Consider the following 14373-nt stretch of genomic DNA (forward strand, 5'->3'; position numbering starts at 1 on the left):
AGAACAAGAATAAGAAACCCTTCAAACAGGATTAAAAAAAATCTAGTTCCAGTTTTAAGATTAAGGTAACTACACGCTGTAAGTTTTCCTGAAAAACTCGTACTCTGAAATTAGATTTAGGAATTCTATGGAAAAAATTTCCGGAACACTAGAAAGCATCCTCTCTATAGACGAGAATTCTAGAGAAACATTCGCTAAAATTCGCATACCCTATAAGGGATCTCTTATAGTAATTAAAGGTCAATTTCCTGATTCTTTTCTTCAAACGGGTATGCGATTATCCCTATATGGAAAATGGTCTGAAAATCTAGATCTAGGAAAATACTTTCAAGTATACAGCTACAATGACTCAGAAAGTCGAGATAACCAAGGAATTATCAATTATCTTACATCCAAGCTTATTAAAGGTATAGGTCCTAAAACTACAGAAAAGATTATCGAAAAGTTTCAAAATGAAACGGCGTATATTTTAGATAATCACCCAGAAAAACTTATTGACATCTCGGGTATCAGCCAAACACGTTGCAATAGTCTTTGTAAACAACTTAACGAACAGAAAAACCTCCGAGCAACCCTTCTTTTCCTTCAACAGTATGATATTGCTATCCATTACGGTGTTAGGGTTTATAAAAAATATAAAGAAAAGACTATAGAGAAAATTTGTGAGGATCCTTTTTTACTTGCTAGAGAAATGGAAGGAATTGGATTCAAAACAGCAGATTTAATAGCAATACGTCTAGGAGTGCCGTTAAATTCACAAAGCCGCCTGTGTGCAGGAATACAACACTCCTTAAAAGAATTACAAGAAGATGGTCATACCTGCTACCCTCTCCATAATCTTTCTCAAATTGTTGCTACACTCTTGAATCAAAATACTTCTCACACCCCAATGTCAATAGAAGAAATTGTTTCTCAGATATATAGCATGCAAGAGAAAAAACTCTTACATATTCAAGACATAGAGGGCTCTACTTACGTTTGGATAAAACATACTTACCTTGCAGAACAAACAATAGCACAAGACTTAAAGAGAATCCTATTCTCTTCAAGAAAAATTCGCTCTATAAATAGTGATAAAGCTATTCAATGGGTAGAAAATAACTTAAATCTTTATCTGGAACAGAGTCAAAAGGAAGCTGTTCGCGCATCATTTTCAGAAAAAGTTCATATTATTACTGGAGGTCCAGGAACAGGTAAGAGTACCATTACAAAAGCAATATTAAAAATATTCGAACAAATTACGTATAAAATTATCCTCGCAGCTCCTACTGGGAAAGCAGCAAAACGTATGACAGAAATTACTGGGAAGCATGCAGTAACCATCCACTCCCTATTGCAATATGATTTTAAAACACGATCTTTCCGTAAAAACTACGAAAATCCTATTGATTGTGACTTAATTATCATTGACGAATCGGGGATGATCGATACTTATCTTCTTTACCATTTATTAAAAGCTCTTCCCGATTATGTTATTCTTATATTTATCGGTGATATTTATCAGCTTCCCAGTGTAGGTCCAGGGAATATTCTTAAAGACATTATTAAATCCAAGAAAATTACTGTAACCCATCTAAACAAAATTTTCCGCCAAGTACATAACTCGACAATCATTACCAACGCTCACAAAGTAAATGAAGGTGAGTTTCCTATATTGTATTCAGAATCTGGTCGTAAGGATTTTTTATTTTTCCAAAAAGACGACCCCCAAAAAGCTTTAGAGCACATTGTACATTTAGTAACACAATTTGTTCCTGAAAAGTATCATATCTATCCAAAGGATATCCAAATTCTCTCTCCCATGAAAAAGGGAATCCTAGGTATTCATAACCTTAACAAAGTTTTAAAATCAGCACTCAACCCTAAACAGGCGAATCTCCATGGAAGATTTCATTCTTACGCTGTGGGAGATAAAGTGATGCAAACCCGAAATAACTATAATAAAGAGGTCTTTAATGGTGACATTGGGTATATATCTACAATTAATTTTGAAAATAAACGTGTGATTGTCAATATTGACGGAAGGTATGTAACCTATTCCTTCACAGAACTAGATGACCTTACACTAGCCTATGCCACTTCAGTACATAAGTATCAAGGTAGTGAAAGCCCCTGTATTATTCTACCTATACATACATCTCACTTCATGATGCTTTATAGAAATCTCCTGTATACAGCTATTACGAGAGGCAAACAACTCGTAGCTTTGGTAGGAACAAAAAAGGCTATTGCTATAGCCACACGAAATAACAAAGTACAACACCGATGTACCGGGCTTGTAAAGGCATTAGACAATCTATCTAATCCGGAACAAGCGGCATGTTGTTCCTAAAATATTCACTCCACAACTGTAAAAAGTAGCTGAGGAACTTTTAAAGAAAATATCTCATCAGAAACATCGAAAAACGATGAATTCCAAATATCAGACATACGATCAGGATGATAATCAGATAAATGCAAAGACTTAGGAGAAAGCATTTTCCATATTTCCCAGGCTGTTTCAGGCAAAATAGGATAGGAAATCAATGCGAGGAGCTTTTGGCAATAACATGCGCAAAAAAGTACTGCCTCCACACGACGAGCCTTTCCTTCTTTAAGTAATTTCCACGGTGCCTGATCATTAAAATATCCATTTCCTAACGAAGCAAGCTCCATAATTGCAGAACAAGCCTTTCTTAAACTAAACTCTCGGTAACAGGATTCTGCTTTGTGGACAATACTTTGTGCTTCATGAAGAAACTTATGGTCTACATCTTCTAAAGAAGATGCACAATAAACAAGTTCTTTAAAATGATTTTTATCAGCAAAAGCTAACACACGGTTAATAAAGTTGCCAAACTTCCCAACAAGATCGGAATTACATCGTGTTTTAAAATCAACGAAAGTAAACTCACTATCAGCAGTCTCGGGAGATGTAGCAGCTAAAACGTATCGCAACTTATCTAAAGCATGGGCATCTAAAAAAGCATCCATGTCTATATAGTTACCTTCAGATTTACTAAATTGAGCTCCCTCAAGCAAATAAAACTCAGAAGAAATTAAGGCATCGACTTTTTTATACGGAATATCGACTCCCAATTCCATAGCGGGAAATATAGCAGAATGGAAAGGAAGATTATCCTTACCTATAAATTGTACATATTCTACAGAGGGATCGAGCCAAAAATCCTTCCAAGCATCAGGATTACCTGTAGATGCTGCCCAATCCATGGTACCACTTATATACCCAATCGGAGCGTCAAACCATACGTAAAAAACTTTGTTAGGAAAATCAGGAACAGGAACTCCCCAAGACAAGTCCCTGGTAATTGCTCTCATACGCAAATTCTTTATATAATCTATAACAAACTTACGCACATGATCAGGAAGATAGGTTCCATCAATAAATGATAATAAAGGATCTATAAAACGTTCTAAATGTAAATAAGCATGTTCTGTTTCTTTAAGGATCAACTTATCCCCAGATAATTTAGATCGTGGATCAATTAAATCTACAGCTTCATAATCTGCTCCGCATCGTTGACATTCATCACCACGAGCATCAGAAAATCCACATTTAGGACAGGTCCCCTCGACATAACGATCAGCTAAAAAACGATTCTCTGTTTCAGAGAATAACTGATAGGAAACATGATTTTCTATGAACCCTTTAGACTTGAGTTGTGTATAAAACTCCTGAACAATAGCCTGATGAAAAGGATTTGTTGTCCGTGAAAAAAAGTCCAAAGAAATCCCTAATTTCTCAAAAGTATCCTTATGTATCTTATGATACATATCTACATACTCTTGGTAACCTAAACCTGCGCGCTCCGCATTTAACGTAATTGCTATGCCATACTCATCAGAACCACATAAATAAAGTACGTCGTCTCCTAATAACCGGCAAAACCGTGCATAAACATCCGCTGGGAGATAAGCTCCAGCTATATGTCCGAAATGCAAAGGTCCGTTTGCATAGGGCAATGCCGATGTAATCAAAACGCGTCTCGTCATTATTTTACATCACTCCATGTATAAGCAGAGGGATCTTTTCTCATTCCAGAAGATACCCTCCCTCCCTCTCTTTTCCTTTCATGAGTTGGTGCTGAGACTGTGTCTGAGTTTTCTTCAGATACGCCTTCTTGAATTCCATCTCTTTCTAAGAAAACCAATACTTCAATAGCAGCGTTTGCAGAACGCACGTCACCTCGAGCTATTTTATGTCTAGCCTGCTTAATAGCATAATTAACTAAACTAAATGGACTTTCAAAAAACTTGTTTAGTTTTTCATTTGTTAAACGATCCTTTGCACTCATAATACGTTCCTATGTTCTTCTGCTATAAAAATGCTTTTTAAAACCTCGTAAGCCTTGTTCAATTCTTTATTCATAATGACGTAATCGAATTGATTTGCAGCTGCCTGTTCAACTACGCTGTGTTGCAACCTCTCACGTCTTTGAGAATCCTGTTCAGATCCTCGTTCTTTTAAACGTCTTTCTAATTCTTCAGACGACGGTACTGAAATAAAAATAGAGACAGTAGGAATTTGTTTTCTTAGAGCTAAAGCACCTTGGACATCAACAACAGCAATAGCATGCTTCCCGGACTCCCAGATCTCATTAATTTCTAAACGACTTGTTCCGTAATACTCTCCAAAAAGAACTACCCATTCGAGAAAATCACCTTGGTTTAAACAATGACTAAACTCTTCTTGTGAAACAAAATGATAATCTACTCCAGGTATTTCTTCAGAACGAGGCACCCGTGTTGTTAAAGAAATAGTTTTCTGAAATGCGTGAGGAAATTCTTTTTCTAACATACGCACTAAAGTTGTTTTACCTGCTCCCGCAGGAGCACTAATAGTAAATAGCTTTGGAGCGCATATAGGACAGTCAAAAGAAAAGGGATGAAACACACGATTTTTCATACAGCCTTAAAATACTTACATACGGGAGAAAAACTTTTTCTATGACAATCGCAAGGTCCTAGCGACTTCAATGCTGCTAAATGAGCAGCTGTTCCATAACCTTTATGTCTATCAAACCCATAACCAGGATAGAGCTTGTGCAATTCAATCATAAGGTCGTCTCTATATTCCTTCGCTAAAACCGATGCCGCGGCTATAGATACAGATTTCGAATCCCCCTGGATTACCTGTTTACAAGGAATACTGTGGGGCAAGTACAAACCGTCTACAAGAAGGAAATCAGGAGATATAGGGAGGTTACTTATAGCTATTGCCATAGCTTCCTTGGTTGCTTCTAAAACATTAATCTCATCAATGCGTTCTACAGAAACAACACCTATCCCATAATACACATCCGAATCATTCAGGAGCATATCGCGAATTCTTCTTCTTTCTTTAGGAGTTAATTTCTTACTATCATCTACTCCGGGGAAAACCTTGTCCCGGGGAAGAATACAGGCTCCAGCAACTAAAGGCCCAGCTAAAGGCCCTCGCCCGACTTCATCTACTCCTGCTATGATAGAAAAGCCCTTACTAAAGACTTCTTGTTCTAGGATAGTCTTAGATAAATATTGCTGTTCCATATCTAGAGTAGGAGTATGCATTAATGACCAGTCTTAGAAAAATTAAAAATATACTCAACTAGATAATTCAAATTACTTTTTTTCTGATTTAGGACCAATATACTCTTTAACTTTAGCTGCCTTACCTGTTTTCCCTTGTAAATAATAGAGGCGAGCACGAGCAACTTTACCTCGTTTTACTACTTCAATGCTCACAATCTTAGGGCTATTAAGTAAAAAACTCTTTTCCATTCCTTCACCGTATGCTACTCGATGTAAGGATATTGTTTCCCCAGCTCCACCACCTTTACGAGCCATAACTGTGCCTTGAAATACTTGTATACGCTCTTTACCACCATCTACAATTTTTGTGGCTACGCGAATCGTATCTCCAACACGAAAATCTGTAATATCTGATCGACACTGTTCTTTTTGTAATTCTTGTAATAAGTTGCCCATGACATCACCTAAGTTCTCTATTTCTACTTCCTTTCAAAGGAGATGGCCCATATATGACCGTCTAAATCATAAGCCAGTCTCTCTACTCCCTGATCATTAGCTTGAGCGAAAGTACCTCCAAGCATCTTCCATCGTTTTAAAAAATGCAAATAATTATCTTCATCATCTAAACAAAAGGCTAGGGTTGCTATCTGTTTATTCGATCCTGCCTCTTGAAAATACAAACACAGTGGATTTTTCCCTGGAACATATAGTCTATTACTAAGAGGTAGATCTAGTCTAAAAAGCTTTGAATAAAACTTTTTAGATCGTTGAATATTATTAACCTCTAACACAACACCTAGTTCCCCAAATCCTTTTAGGGGCTCTTGCAATCTCGATTCTTGTGTACTTTCCTGATCTCTTAGGTTTCGATAAAGATAACGCATATATAAATCAGGACGCCGCGCACGTGTTCTCTCTAAACTCTCTTTTTGTCTCCATTGCGCAATCGCTTGATGATTTCCCTGCAACAATACTTCGGGTACTTTTTTACCTTCAAAAACACGAGGACGCGTATATTGTGGTCCTTTAAGTAATCCGTTTTCTAGAGAATCCAACTCTGTACTGTCTTGATTTCCTAATACTCCAGGAATAAATCGAGATAAAGTATCAATAACAACTAAAGCTGCTATCCCTCCGTTAGTTAATACGTAATCCCCAATACTTATCTCCTCATCTACCTCACTTACTAAAGCGCGGTCATCTATTCCTTCATAGTGGCCGCATAAAAATATCAAATGAGAATACCGTGCCAGTTCTCGACCTTTACCAGCAGTTAAAAGAGTACCTTGAGGAGAAAGATAAATAACTCTGGAGTCCTGCCTCTTAATACTTCGTATTGCTCGAACTACCGGTTCAGCCATAAGAAGCATACCACTTCCACCAAAAGGAGAATCATCCACCTGTTTCCACTTACCCAGGCCGAAATCTCTAATATTCCTAGTATGAATCTCTAATAAGCCACTTTTAATCGCTCTTCCCAAAATACTTACTTGTAGTGGGCTATCAAAGTATTCGGGGAACAAAGAAAGTATATCTATCTTCATTCCCTTTACCCTGAAACATTACTTTGCAGCAGCCGAAGCAGATTCAGCTCTTTTTAATGAGCGACGACGTCGATAAGCACGACGTTTTTGGCATACAGCTGCTCGACGAGCTACCTTTTTAGCCATCAACTCACTATAAACCCCAGGAGCCCCTTGTTTTACTAATGCAGTAGCCTTTTCTGTAAGCTCGGCACCCTGATTCAACCAATAAAAAATCCGTTCGCTCTTCAACTGATAATTCACCTCACTATGGGGATCATACCAACCCAATAGTTCTATATACTTACCATCGCGAGGAAACTCTGAATCAGCAAGCACTAATCTATAAACAATGTGATTTCTTCGTCCTTGTTGTCGTAAACGAATTTTTAACGCCACAGGTGTCCTCCTGACATTTTTTTTCTCATTTGTTCCAGTCTTTCTTTGCTCATGTTTTTAAAAAATTTTTTAGACTTTGCCATCTGCTTACGAAACTGGTTAACATCTCCTAGAGTTAATCCGCATCCTAAAGCAATCCTTTTCATACGACTAATACTGAGATCTACCTCTTCTCTTCTCTCTTGAGGAGTCATTGAAAGAATAATTGCCTCAGTTTGTCGCATATACTTCTCAGAATCTTCCATTTCTTTATCGCTTGGCTTTGCTCCGCCAAAACTTGGCATCATATTCATGATCTTACGAAGAGGCCCCATACGTCGAAAAGCTTTCATTTGCTTATAATAGTCTTCATAAGTAAATGTAGCCTCTACAAGCTTCTTCCCTAATTCCTCACCTCCTTCCTCTGAGATGCACTCGCGCATTTTCTGAACAAAATGTACAGTATCTCCCATTCCCAGAATACGATCAGCCATCGACTCAGCATTAAAGAGTCGAAGATCCTCGATCTTCTCTCCACAACCCTCGAACTTTATGGGCTTACCGAGTAAATTCTTCATAGATAATACGGCACCCGCTCGAGAATCTCCGTCTGTCATAGTCACAATTACTCCTGTGAGGTCCAGATATTCGTCAAAAGCCTTGGCCGTAGCGACAGCATCCTGCCCCATAGCCAAATTCATTACAAACAACCTCTCGCAAGAGTTTGAAACTTTGTTTATAGAGACCAGTTCTTGCATCAAACAACTATCCACATGCAAGCGACCTGCTGTATCAATTAAAACCAAATCATAACCAGAACGCCGTGCATAATCTAAAGCTTGCGAAACTACCTCAACAGGATCTTGACTACTACTACTATAGAGGTCAGCGTGAGTTAGAGATATCAAACTTCTCAACTGGTCTACAGCTGCAAAACGTTTCAAATCACAGGGAACTACAAGCACTTTTTTTGCTTTACGTTCACGCATTACATAGGCAGCAAGCTTTGCACAAGTAGTCGTCTTACCAGTTCCTTGTAATCCACAAATCAAAATCACACTAGGATTACTCGAAGTAATTAATCCCGAGTTCCCGTCAAGAAGCTTCACTATTTCTTCATGTAAGCATTGTATGAACTGTTGTCCTGGAGAAACATGTTTCCATACCTCTTCTCCCAGAATTCTTTTCTTAACTTTAGCAATAAAGTCCTTGACAACGTGATAATTAACATCAGCGTCTAACATGGCTAAACGCACTTCACGGATTGCGTCAGAGATATTACCTTCAGTAATCCTTCGAGAAGAAACTAATGAAGAAAAAATCGAAGATAGTTTTTGCGATAAAGAACTGATCATCTACTCAGCAAAAATCAAGAATCATCACATGAGGATACAGAATCTATTACATGATTTTCAAGAAAAAAAATCCTATCCCATCCAGAGAAATCTTGATACAAACGCCCTGATATTCCGCACTTCTCAAAAATTTTTGTTACAATCTCCCCTTGTTTATAACCAATTTCCAACCACGCAACTCCTCCAGGAAGCAAAATTTTATTTAGATTTCTGGCTATACGCTCATAAAATTCTGTTCCAGTGTTTCCTCCAACTAAAGCTTTCCAAGGTTCATAACAGCGTACCTCGGGATCAGAATACAAAATTTCTGTAAATGAAAGATATGGTGGATTACAAACAAAAGCATCTGCAGGACAGGTATAGGGAGAAAAAAGGTCACCTATTAAAATTTCAACACTTAAATGATTTCTCTCAGCGTTCAATCGTGCAATTTCTACAGCTTTAGGACAAATATCGGATAGTATAACTTCAACAGACGGGCAATATTTTTTAACAGCCAAACCTAAGCATCCGCTACCGCAGCAAACATCATAAAACCTTGTAATTTGTGGACGAACTTTCAGATATTGTATAATTTTTTCTGCTAAAAGTTCTGTCTCTGGTCTAGGAATTAGTACACGAGAATCAACAACTAGGGGCATACCTAAAAAAGATACACTACCATGAATATAAGCTGAAGGCATACGCTGCGATCGCTTATAGATTCGCTGCCAATAATTCGACAATTGTTCTTTATTTAAATAGATAGTAGATAAATGCGCTCTAGATGTCACACCAATGAAATCCATTAGAATATCTTCAGCTTCTCTACTAGGGAAAGCTATGCCATGATAAGTAAGATAAGTAGAAGCTTCTTTAAGGATTTTCTTCATTGCTGCTTTGTAATAATTGACGATAGGCATGACTCACCAGAGCTGATGTGATCATATCCAAATCTCCATCCATAATTTTATCTAAACTATAAAGAGTCAGGCCTATACGATGATCCGTCACACGATTTTGCGGAAAATTATATGTACGAATTCTTTCGGATCGATCTCCACTTCCTACTTGAGCAGAACGCATGGCTGTGGCTTCTTCATGACGTCTTTGCATTTCAGCATCACGTATACGTGCCTTTAAAATACGCATAGCCTTGGCTTTATTTTTATGTTGACTACGCTCATCCTGACAGGTAACAACCACTCCCGTTGGCAAGTGAGTAATTCGGACAGCAGAATCAGTAACATTTACATGCTGACCTCCCGCTCCGGAAGATCGGAAAGTATCTATTTTTAAATCCTTATCATCAATAAAGACTTCCTCCTCCTCATCTGAGGGCTCAGGCAATACAGCAATAGTAATTGCAGAAGTATGAACACGTCCTTGAGTTTCTGTTTCAGGGACCCTTTGCACACGATGCGTCCCTGCTTCATACTGAAGTAAGCGTTTTACTCCAGTTCCCGAGATACCCATAACATATTCTTTATATCCCCCAATATCTGATTCTGAGACAGAAAGAACTTCATATTTCCAACCTTTAGAATCCGAGTATAAGTGGTACATACGTACACAATCCCCGACAAAAAGAGCTGCTTCATCCCCTCCAGTTCCTGCACGCAACTCCATAATCACATTTAAGTCATCATCAGGATCGGGTGGCACCAATAAATTTTCTAAAATTTTATTGAGTTTTTCTATTTCAGACTTTTCATTTTGAATCCCCTCTTCTAGCATAGCAATCATTTCAGGGTCTTTCTCTTGTGCTAATGCTTGTTTGTCATCCCTCAAAATTTTCTCTGTACTCAATAGTTGATCATATACGTTTTTCATCTCTGAAAGACGCGCATGTTCCTTACTCAAACTACTATATTCTTTAGGATTATCAAAGATCTGGGGATCAGAAATCTTAATTTCAACTTCTTCTAAGCGCTTTAAATACTCTAGAATCTTTTTTTTCATGAGCTTCTTCCACCATCAAATCTCCGCAATACTTCCAGATACGCAATAAGAAAAAATAAGGGATTGGTATTCTGTTTAAAAATCCCTCATACCTTGGAGTAAATCGTCGATAAAGATTAAAAACACTTCGATACAAGAAGGGTTAAAGAGACATATTTAACATTCAAATGTCACTAAAATATTTACTAGATATCTAGTCAATAGACGTCCTTAAGCAGTTTTTAGAAAAACAAAAACGATTTCTCAAAAAACCAAACACAAATCATGCCCAAAACATATTTTTTTGAAGAAAAACTTAAAGAAGGCTATTACTTCTTTTTCTTTGTAACAACTTTCTTTTTCCCTTTAGCGGGGAGAGCAGTGTCCTCAACAGGAGATGGAGCTTTGACGTTGCTGTAACGTTTTAAAAACTTATCAACACGTCCTTCAGCATCTACAAACTTCTTACTTCCTGTAAAGAAAGGATGCGAAGCAGAGGAAACGCTAACATAACAAACAGGGTATTCTTTTCCCTCAAAGACTTCTGTTCTATCAGTTTGATATGTAGACCCACAGACAAATTTATATCCCGTAGAAGAATCTACAAATAAAACTTGCCTATACTCAGGATGAGTGTTTTTTTTCATATTGACAACTCCAAAATCAGTATCTTAGTATACAGGAAAACCTTACAGCAAAATTTAGGAAAAGTGTACAGAAACATCTCATGAAAAGGCAAGAAAAAATGCTCTCTCTCCCCTTCATGTTTCTATTTTTCCTAATAACTTTTTTATTTCCCCCCCTAGAACTTAAAGCACAGGACATATCCTCATTTAAAAAAAATATTTTTCTTGCACGCCAAGGTGATTATGCTGTTTTTAGCAAGGGAAGTCAAATATTGTTTTTACTTGTAAAATCTACTTCTAACAATGCTGTGTGGCTAGAAATAACCGAGTTCTCTTATTTATCTCCTCAAGAACGCGCTTTGGTCAAAGACACTCCCTGGAAAACGCTTATTCATACATTAAAAGCTGATAAAAAGATATTTTTGATTCATTTATCACACCAAGATACCGCGGTATTTAGTTTTAACCCTAAAACTCAAGCTTGGATTCCCTCAAAACAAAATGGTATAACTCCCTTTCTTTCTACTTTATTACACCTATCTTTGAAAAATGCTCCTAAACATTTAATCAAAACTCAAGGAAAGGGGGAAGATCAAATCCCATGGTCTCCTAAAGTATCCTTAGATGGTATGCACCCTATTAAAGTACCTACCCAAGCCAAACATGCTCTTTGGCCTCCTGATGCCTCTGTACTTTCTGGGAAAAACATCTTAATGTATTTTACTGTTTCTGATATTTCTGTTTTTCCCATCTGGATAAGTATTGACACTCCCAAGGGTGCGATAATATTACGAGCAATTGATATAGGACATGAAGCTACTTCTCCTTTGATGTGCCCTCTGCCGATAATCACGCAGAAATAACATATTTTATGTTCTAAATAACTTTCTAGATACTCCATAGCTTTTGTTTTCTTATAAAAAAGAAAAATCTTCCTTCATATCTAGAAAATATTTTTGATTGAAAAATCTAATGCAGTAAAATAGCTCTCAATACTTAAACATTGTAGTTTAGTATCAAAAATGACAAGGCTCGTGTGTTTCTTTAAAAAACTATATATTTCAATAAGTTAAAAGAATTTTCTTCAGCCTTAAGTACTTGTCTATATAGAGACTAAAATAACCATATTAATTGAAGTAATTAAGGATTGCACTAGGCATTTTTATGAAGCAATGGTATTCTCTAAATAAAAGTCGCCAAATACTCTATTCTACGTATAAATTACTTAAAAGCAAAAAAATCACTCATCCAAATACTCGAAAGGAACTAGAATACCTTTTAGAACAACTAGAAGAAGCTATTTTCCAACAGGACAGAGAATTAGCTAGTCAACTAGCTAAAAAAGCACAGCAATTCCAAAAAACTTATCCATCTTCTCTTACAAAAAAAATTTGGGAATTTACAAAGGCAATTTGCTTTGCAGCCATCCTAGCGTTTTGTATTCGTCAATTTTGGTTTGAACTTTATGAAGTTCCTACTGGATCCATGCGTCCTACGATTTTAGAACAAGATCGCCTTATTGTTTCTAAAACTACATTTGGCCTTCACTTTCCCTTTATTAAACGACCTTGGGGTTTTCGCCCTGAATCTATTACTCGTGGTGGTCTTGTAGTCTTTACTGTAGGTGATCTTCCTATCCCTAACTCAAATACGAAGTACTTCTGGTTTTTCACAGGAAAAAAACGCTACATTAAGCGCTGCATGGGCAAACCGGGAGACATTTTATATTTTTACGGAGGAAAAATTTATGGCTTAGACCGTGATGGGAAACCTATTCCATTTTCTTCCGAAGATGGTTTAGATAAACTTTATCACGTTCCATATATTTCTTTTGATGGCTCTGTAGAAATAATAAAGGGGGAAGAAACAACAGCGTATTTCAAACAAATGAATCAAATTTGCGGAAAACGTGTGCTGTATCAAGAAGAACCCTATGGGCAGTTTTTCCATCAACATACTTGGCATAACGATATACCCAATGCTTTAAAACAACCGCATCAAACTCCTGTAAGTTATTCCGACCTTTTTGGCATGGGAAATTATGCTATGGTGCGTATTCTTACCCACAAACAAGCTAGTTTGACCCACGTTACGCCGACACCTGCAGCTATAGCTTACTTGGAAATCAATCATACTCCAAATACGTCATATCCTCCTCCACAAATACATAGTTATGACCAGCAATTGTTTCCTACTATACGTCCCATGACAACTCTCCTTCCTCTCAGGCAGGAACATATTCACTTAATCAGGAATAACTTAAATACATCTCGTTTTATTATTTCTGATGGCGTTGCGTATAAGTACCAACCAAATTCTTTAAAACTAAACCCTGCAGCACGTATTTTTGCTCTACCTTTCCCGGGTGTCAAAAATGGTTGTTATGAATATTTTAAAGGAGAAGCTTATCAAATTGGGTTCGGTGGAATTCGATATAAACTCAAACCTACACACCCACTTATGCAATTAAATGATGATCAAGTTATTGATTTGTTTAATTGTGGGATGAATTTCAGTTCCTTTTATATTCCTACAAATCCTAAACATAATCCACTACCTAACCGATATGCCTTCTATAATCACGGCAATCTCTATATCATGGACTCTCCTATTTTTATCCAAAATGACCCTGCCCTACAAAGATTTGTAGAATCAGAAAAAGCAAAACAAGAAGCTTCTTCCGAAAATCAACCTTATATAGGATTTATTGATCGAGGTCCTCCTCCGACTGATCCTAAAGAATTTTCTGAATTTATTCGTAATTTTGGACTACGTGTTCCGGAAGGGCATGTGTTGGTTTTAGGGGATAATTATTCAATGAGCGCTGATAGTAGAGAATTCGGATTTGTGCCTTTAGAAAACTTGTTAGGATCACCTCTATGGATTTTCTGGCCTTTAGGGCATTTTAAACACTTGAAAAACGTCCCTTCTCCTACTACACTTCCTGGCTACGTGGTTAACAGCATTGCCCTAGGTACTCTTATATATACTTTCAGTTATATGTATTTCAAAAAACGTCGTCGTTTATTTCCTAAAAATCAAAACGATAGAAAATAAAAA

General features: G+C 37.1%; 14 protein-coding genes. 3 read left to right on the forward strand and 11 right to left on the reverse strand.

Going from position 1 to position 14373, the window contains the following annotated elements:
• Positions 1-127: 127 nt before the first annotated feature.
• Positions 128-2332 carry an SF1B family DNA helicase RecD2 gene (recD2, locus tag RT28_RS02035; protein ID WP_038500554.1) on the forward strand — a complete coding sequence of 735 codons (2205 nt, stop codon included), beginning with the start codon at positions 128-130 and terminating at the stop codon, positions 2330-2332.
• 5 nt (positions 2333-2337) lie between these two features.
• Here the strand turns inward: recD2 and metG are convergent, their stop codons facing one another.
• The 11 genes from metG to RT28_RS02090 form a co-directional block, all read right to left on the reverse strand.
• Positions 2338-3993, reverse strand: a complete 1656-nt coding sequence (metG, locus tag RT28_RS02040) for a methionine--tRNA ligase (protein ID WP_038500556.1) — start codon at positions 3991-3993, stop codon at positions 2338-2340.
• Positions 3993-4295, reverse strand: coding sequence for a hypothetical protein (locus tag RT28_RS02045; RefSeq protein WP_038500557.1), 303 nt, complete (start codon positions 4293-4295; stop codon positions 3993-3995). The genes metG and RT28_RS02045 overlap by 1 nt, the downstream gene beginning before the upstream one ends.
• Positions 4292-4906 carry a guanylate kinase gene (gene gmk / locus RT28_RS02050; RefSeq protein WP_020356324.1) on the reverse strand — a complete coding sequence of 205 codons (615 nt, stop codon included), beginning with the start codon at positions 4904-4906 and terminating at the stop codon, positions 4292-4294. The genes RT28_RS02045 and gmk overlap by 4 nt, the downstream gene beginning before the upstream one ends.
• Entirely contained in the window at positions 4903-5550 is a 648-nt protein-coding gene (locus RT28_RS02055; RefSeq protein ID WP_038500558.1) for a ribonuclease HII, read from the reverse strand. Before RT28_RS02055 ends, gmk begins: the two co-directional genes overlap by 4 nt.
• 51 nt (positions 5551-5601) lie before the next feature.
• On the reverse strand, positions 5602-5967 hold the full coding sequence (gene rplS / locus RT28_RS02060; protein ID WP_038500559.1) for a 50S ribosomal protein L19: 366 nt from the start codon (positions 5965-5967) through the stop codon (positions 5602-5604).
• Between the two features lie 23 nt (positions 5968-5990).
• Positions 5991-7055, reverse strand: coding sequence for a tRNA (guanosine(37)-N1)-methyltransferase TrmD (gene trmD, locus RT28_RS02065; protein ID WP_038500562.1), 1065 nt, complete (start codon positions 7053-7055; stop codon positions 5991-5993).
• Between the two features lie 18 nt (positions 7056-7073).
• On the reverse strand, positions 7074-7433 hold the full coding sequence (locus tag RT28_RS02070; protein ID WP_020356328.1) for a 30S ribosomal protein S16: 360 nt from the start codon (positions 7431-7433) through the stop codon (positions 7074-7076).
• Positions 7424-8767, reverse strand: a complete 1344-nt coding sequence (gene ffh / locus RT28_RS02075; protein WP_038500565.1) for a signal recognition particle protein — start codon at positions 8765-8767, stop codon at positions 7424-7426. The genes RT28_RS02070 and ffh overlap by 10 nt, the downstream gene beginning before the upstream one ends.
• Positions 8768-8781: 14 nt before the next feature.
• Positions 8782-9639, reverse strand: coding sequence for a peptide chain release factor N(5)-glutamine methyltransferase (gene prmC / locus RT28_RS02080; protein WP_038500568.1), 858 nt, complete (start codon positions 9637-9639; stop codon positions 8782-8784).
• Positions 9623-10708 (reverse strand): peptide chain release factor 1, encoded by a 1086-nt coding sequence (prfA, locus tag RT28_RS02085; RefSeq protein WP_020356331.1) that lies wholly within the window; start codon positions 10706-10708, stop codon positions 9623-9625. The genes prmC and prfA overlap by 17 nt, the downstream gene beginning before the upstream one ends.
• 308 nt (positions 10709-11016) lie before the next feature.
• A complete protein-coding gene (locus tag RT28_RS02090; RefSeq protein WP_020356332.1) occupies positions 11017-11334 on the reverse strand; it encodes a type B 50S ribosomal protein L31 in 318 nt (105 codons plus the stop codon).
• 80 nt (positions 11335-11414) lie between these two features.
• On the opposite strand from RT28_RS02090, the gene RT28_RS02095 reads away from it, so the two are divergent.
• Together RT28_RS02095 and lepB are read left to right on the forward strand one after the other, a co-directional pair.
• Positions 11415-12176: a hypothetical protein gene (locus RT28_RS02095; protein WP_038500571.1), complete on the forward strand. Its 762-nt coding sequence runs from the start codon at positions 11415-11417 to the stop codon at positions 12174-12176.
• 301 nt (positions 12177-12477) lie between these two features.
• A complete protein-coding gene (gene lepB, locus RT28_RS02100; protein WP_020356335.1) occupies positions 12478-14370 on the forward strand; it encodes a signal peptidase I in 1893 nt (630 codons plus the stop codon).
• Positions 14371-14373 lie beyond the last annotated feature (3 nt).

This window comes from Chlamydia avium 10DC88 (assembly GCF_000583875.1).
GTDB classification, from domain to species: Bacteria; Chlamydiota; Chlamydiia; order Chlamydiales; family Chlamydiaceae; genus Chlamydia; species Chlamydia avium.

Excerpts from the sequence above, each read along its gene's own strand:
- RT28_RS02055 (WP_038500558.1), bottom strand. The coding sequence starts at position 5,550 with ATGCATACTCCTACTCTAGATATGGAACAGCAATATTTATCTAAGACT.
- RT28_RS02045 (WP_038500557.1), bottom strand. The coding sequence starts at position 4,295 with ATGAGTGCAAAGGATCGTTTAACAAATGAAAAACTAAACAAGTTTTTT.
- trmD (WP_038500562.1), bottom strand. The coding sequence starts at position 7,055 with ATGAAGATAGATATACTTTCTTTGTTCCCCGAATACTTTGATAGCCCA.
- RT28_RS02095 (WP_038500571.1), top strand. The coding sequence starts at position 11,415 with ATGAAAAGGCAAGAAAAAATGCTCTCTCTCCCCTTCATGTTTCTATTT.
- RT28_RS02090 (WP_020356332.1), bottom strand. The coding sequence starts at position 11,334 with ATGAAAAAAAACACTCATCCTGAGTATAGGCAAGTTTTATTTGTAGAT.
- ffh (WP_038500565.1), bottom strand. The coding sequence starts at position 8,767 with ATGATCAGTTCTTTATCGCAAAAACTATCTTCGATTTTTTCTTCATTA.
- recD2 (WP_038500554.1), top strand. The coding sequence starts at position 128 with ATGGAAAAAATTTCCGGAACACTAGAAAGCATCCTCTCTATAGACGAG.
- gmk (WP_020356324.1), bottom strand. The coding sequence starts at position 4,906 with ATGAAAAATCGTGTGTTTCATCCCTTTTCTTTTGACTGTCCTATATGC.
- metG (WP_038500556.1), bottom strand. The coding sequence starts at position 3,993 with ATGACGAGACGCGTTTTGATTACATCGGCATTGCCCTATGCAAACGGA.
- prfA (WP_020356331.1), bottom strand. The coding sequence starts at position 10,708 with ATGAAAAAAAAGATTCTAGAGTATTTAAAGCGCTTAGAAGAAGTTGAA.
- lepB (WP_020356335.1), top strand. The coding sequence starts at position 12,478 with ATGAAGCAATGGTATTCTCTAAATAAAAGTCGCCAAATACTCTATTCT.
- prmC (WP_038500568.1), bottom strand. The coding sequence starts at position 9,639 with ATGAAGAAAATCCTTAAAGAAGCTTCTACTTATCTTACTTATCATGGC.
- rplS (WP_038500559.1), bottom strand. The coding sequence starts at position 5,967 with ATGGGCAACTTATTACAAGAATTACAAAAAGAACAGTGTCGATCAGAT.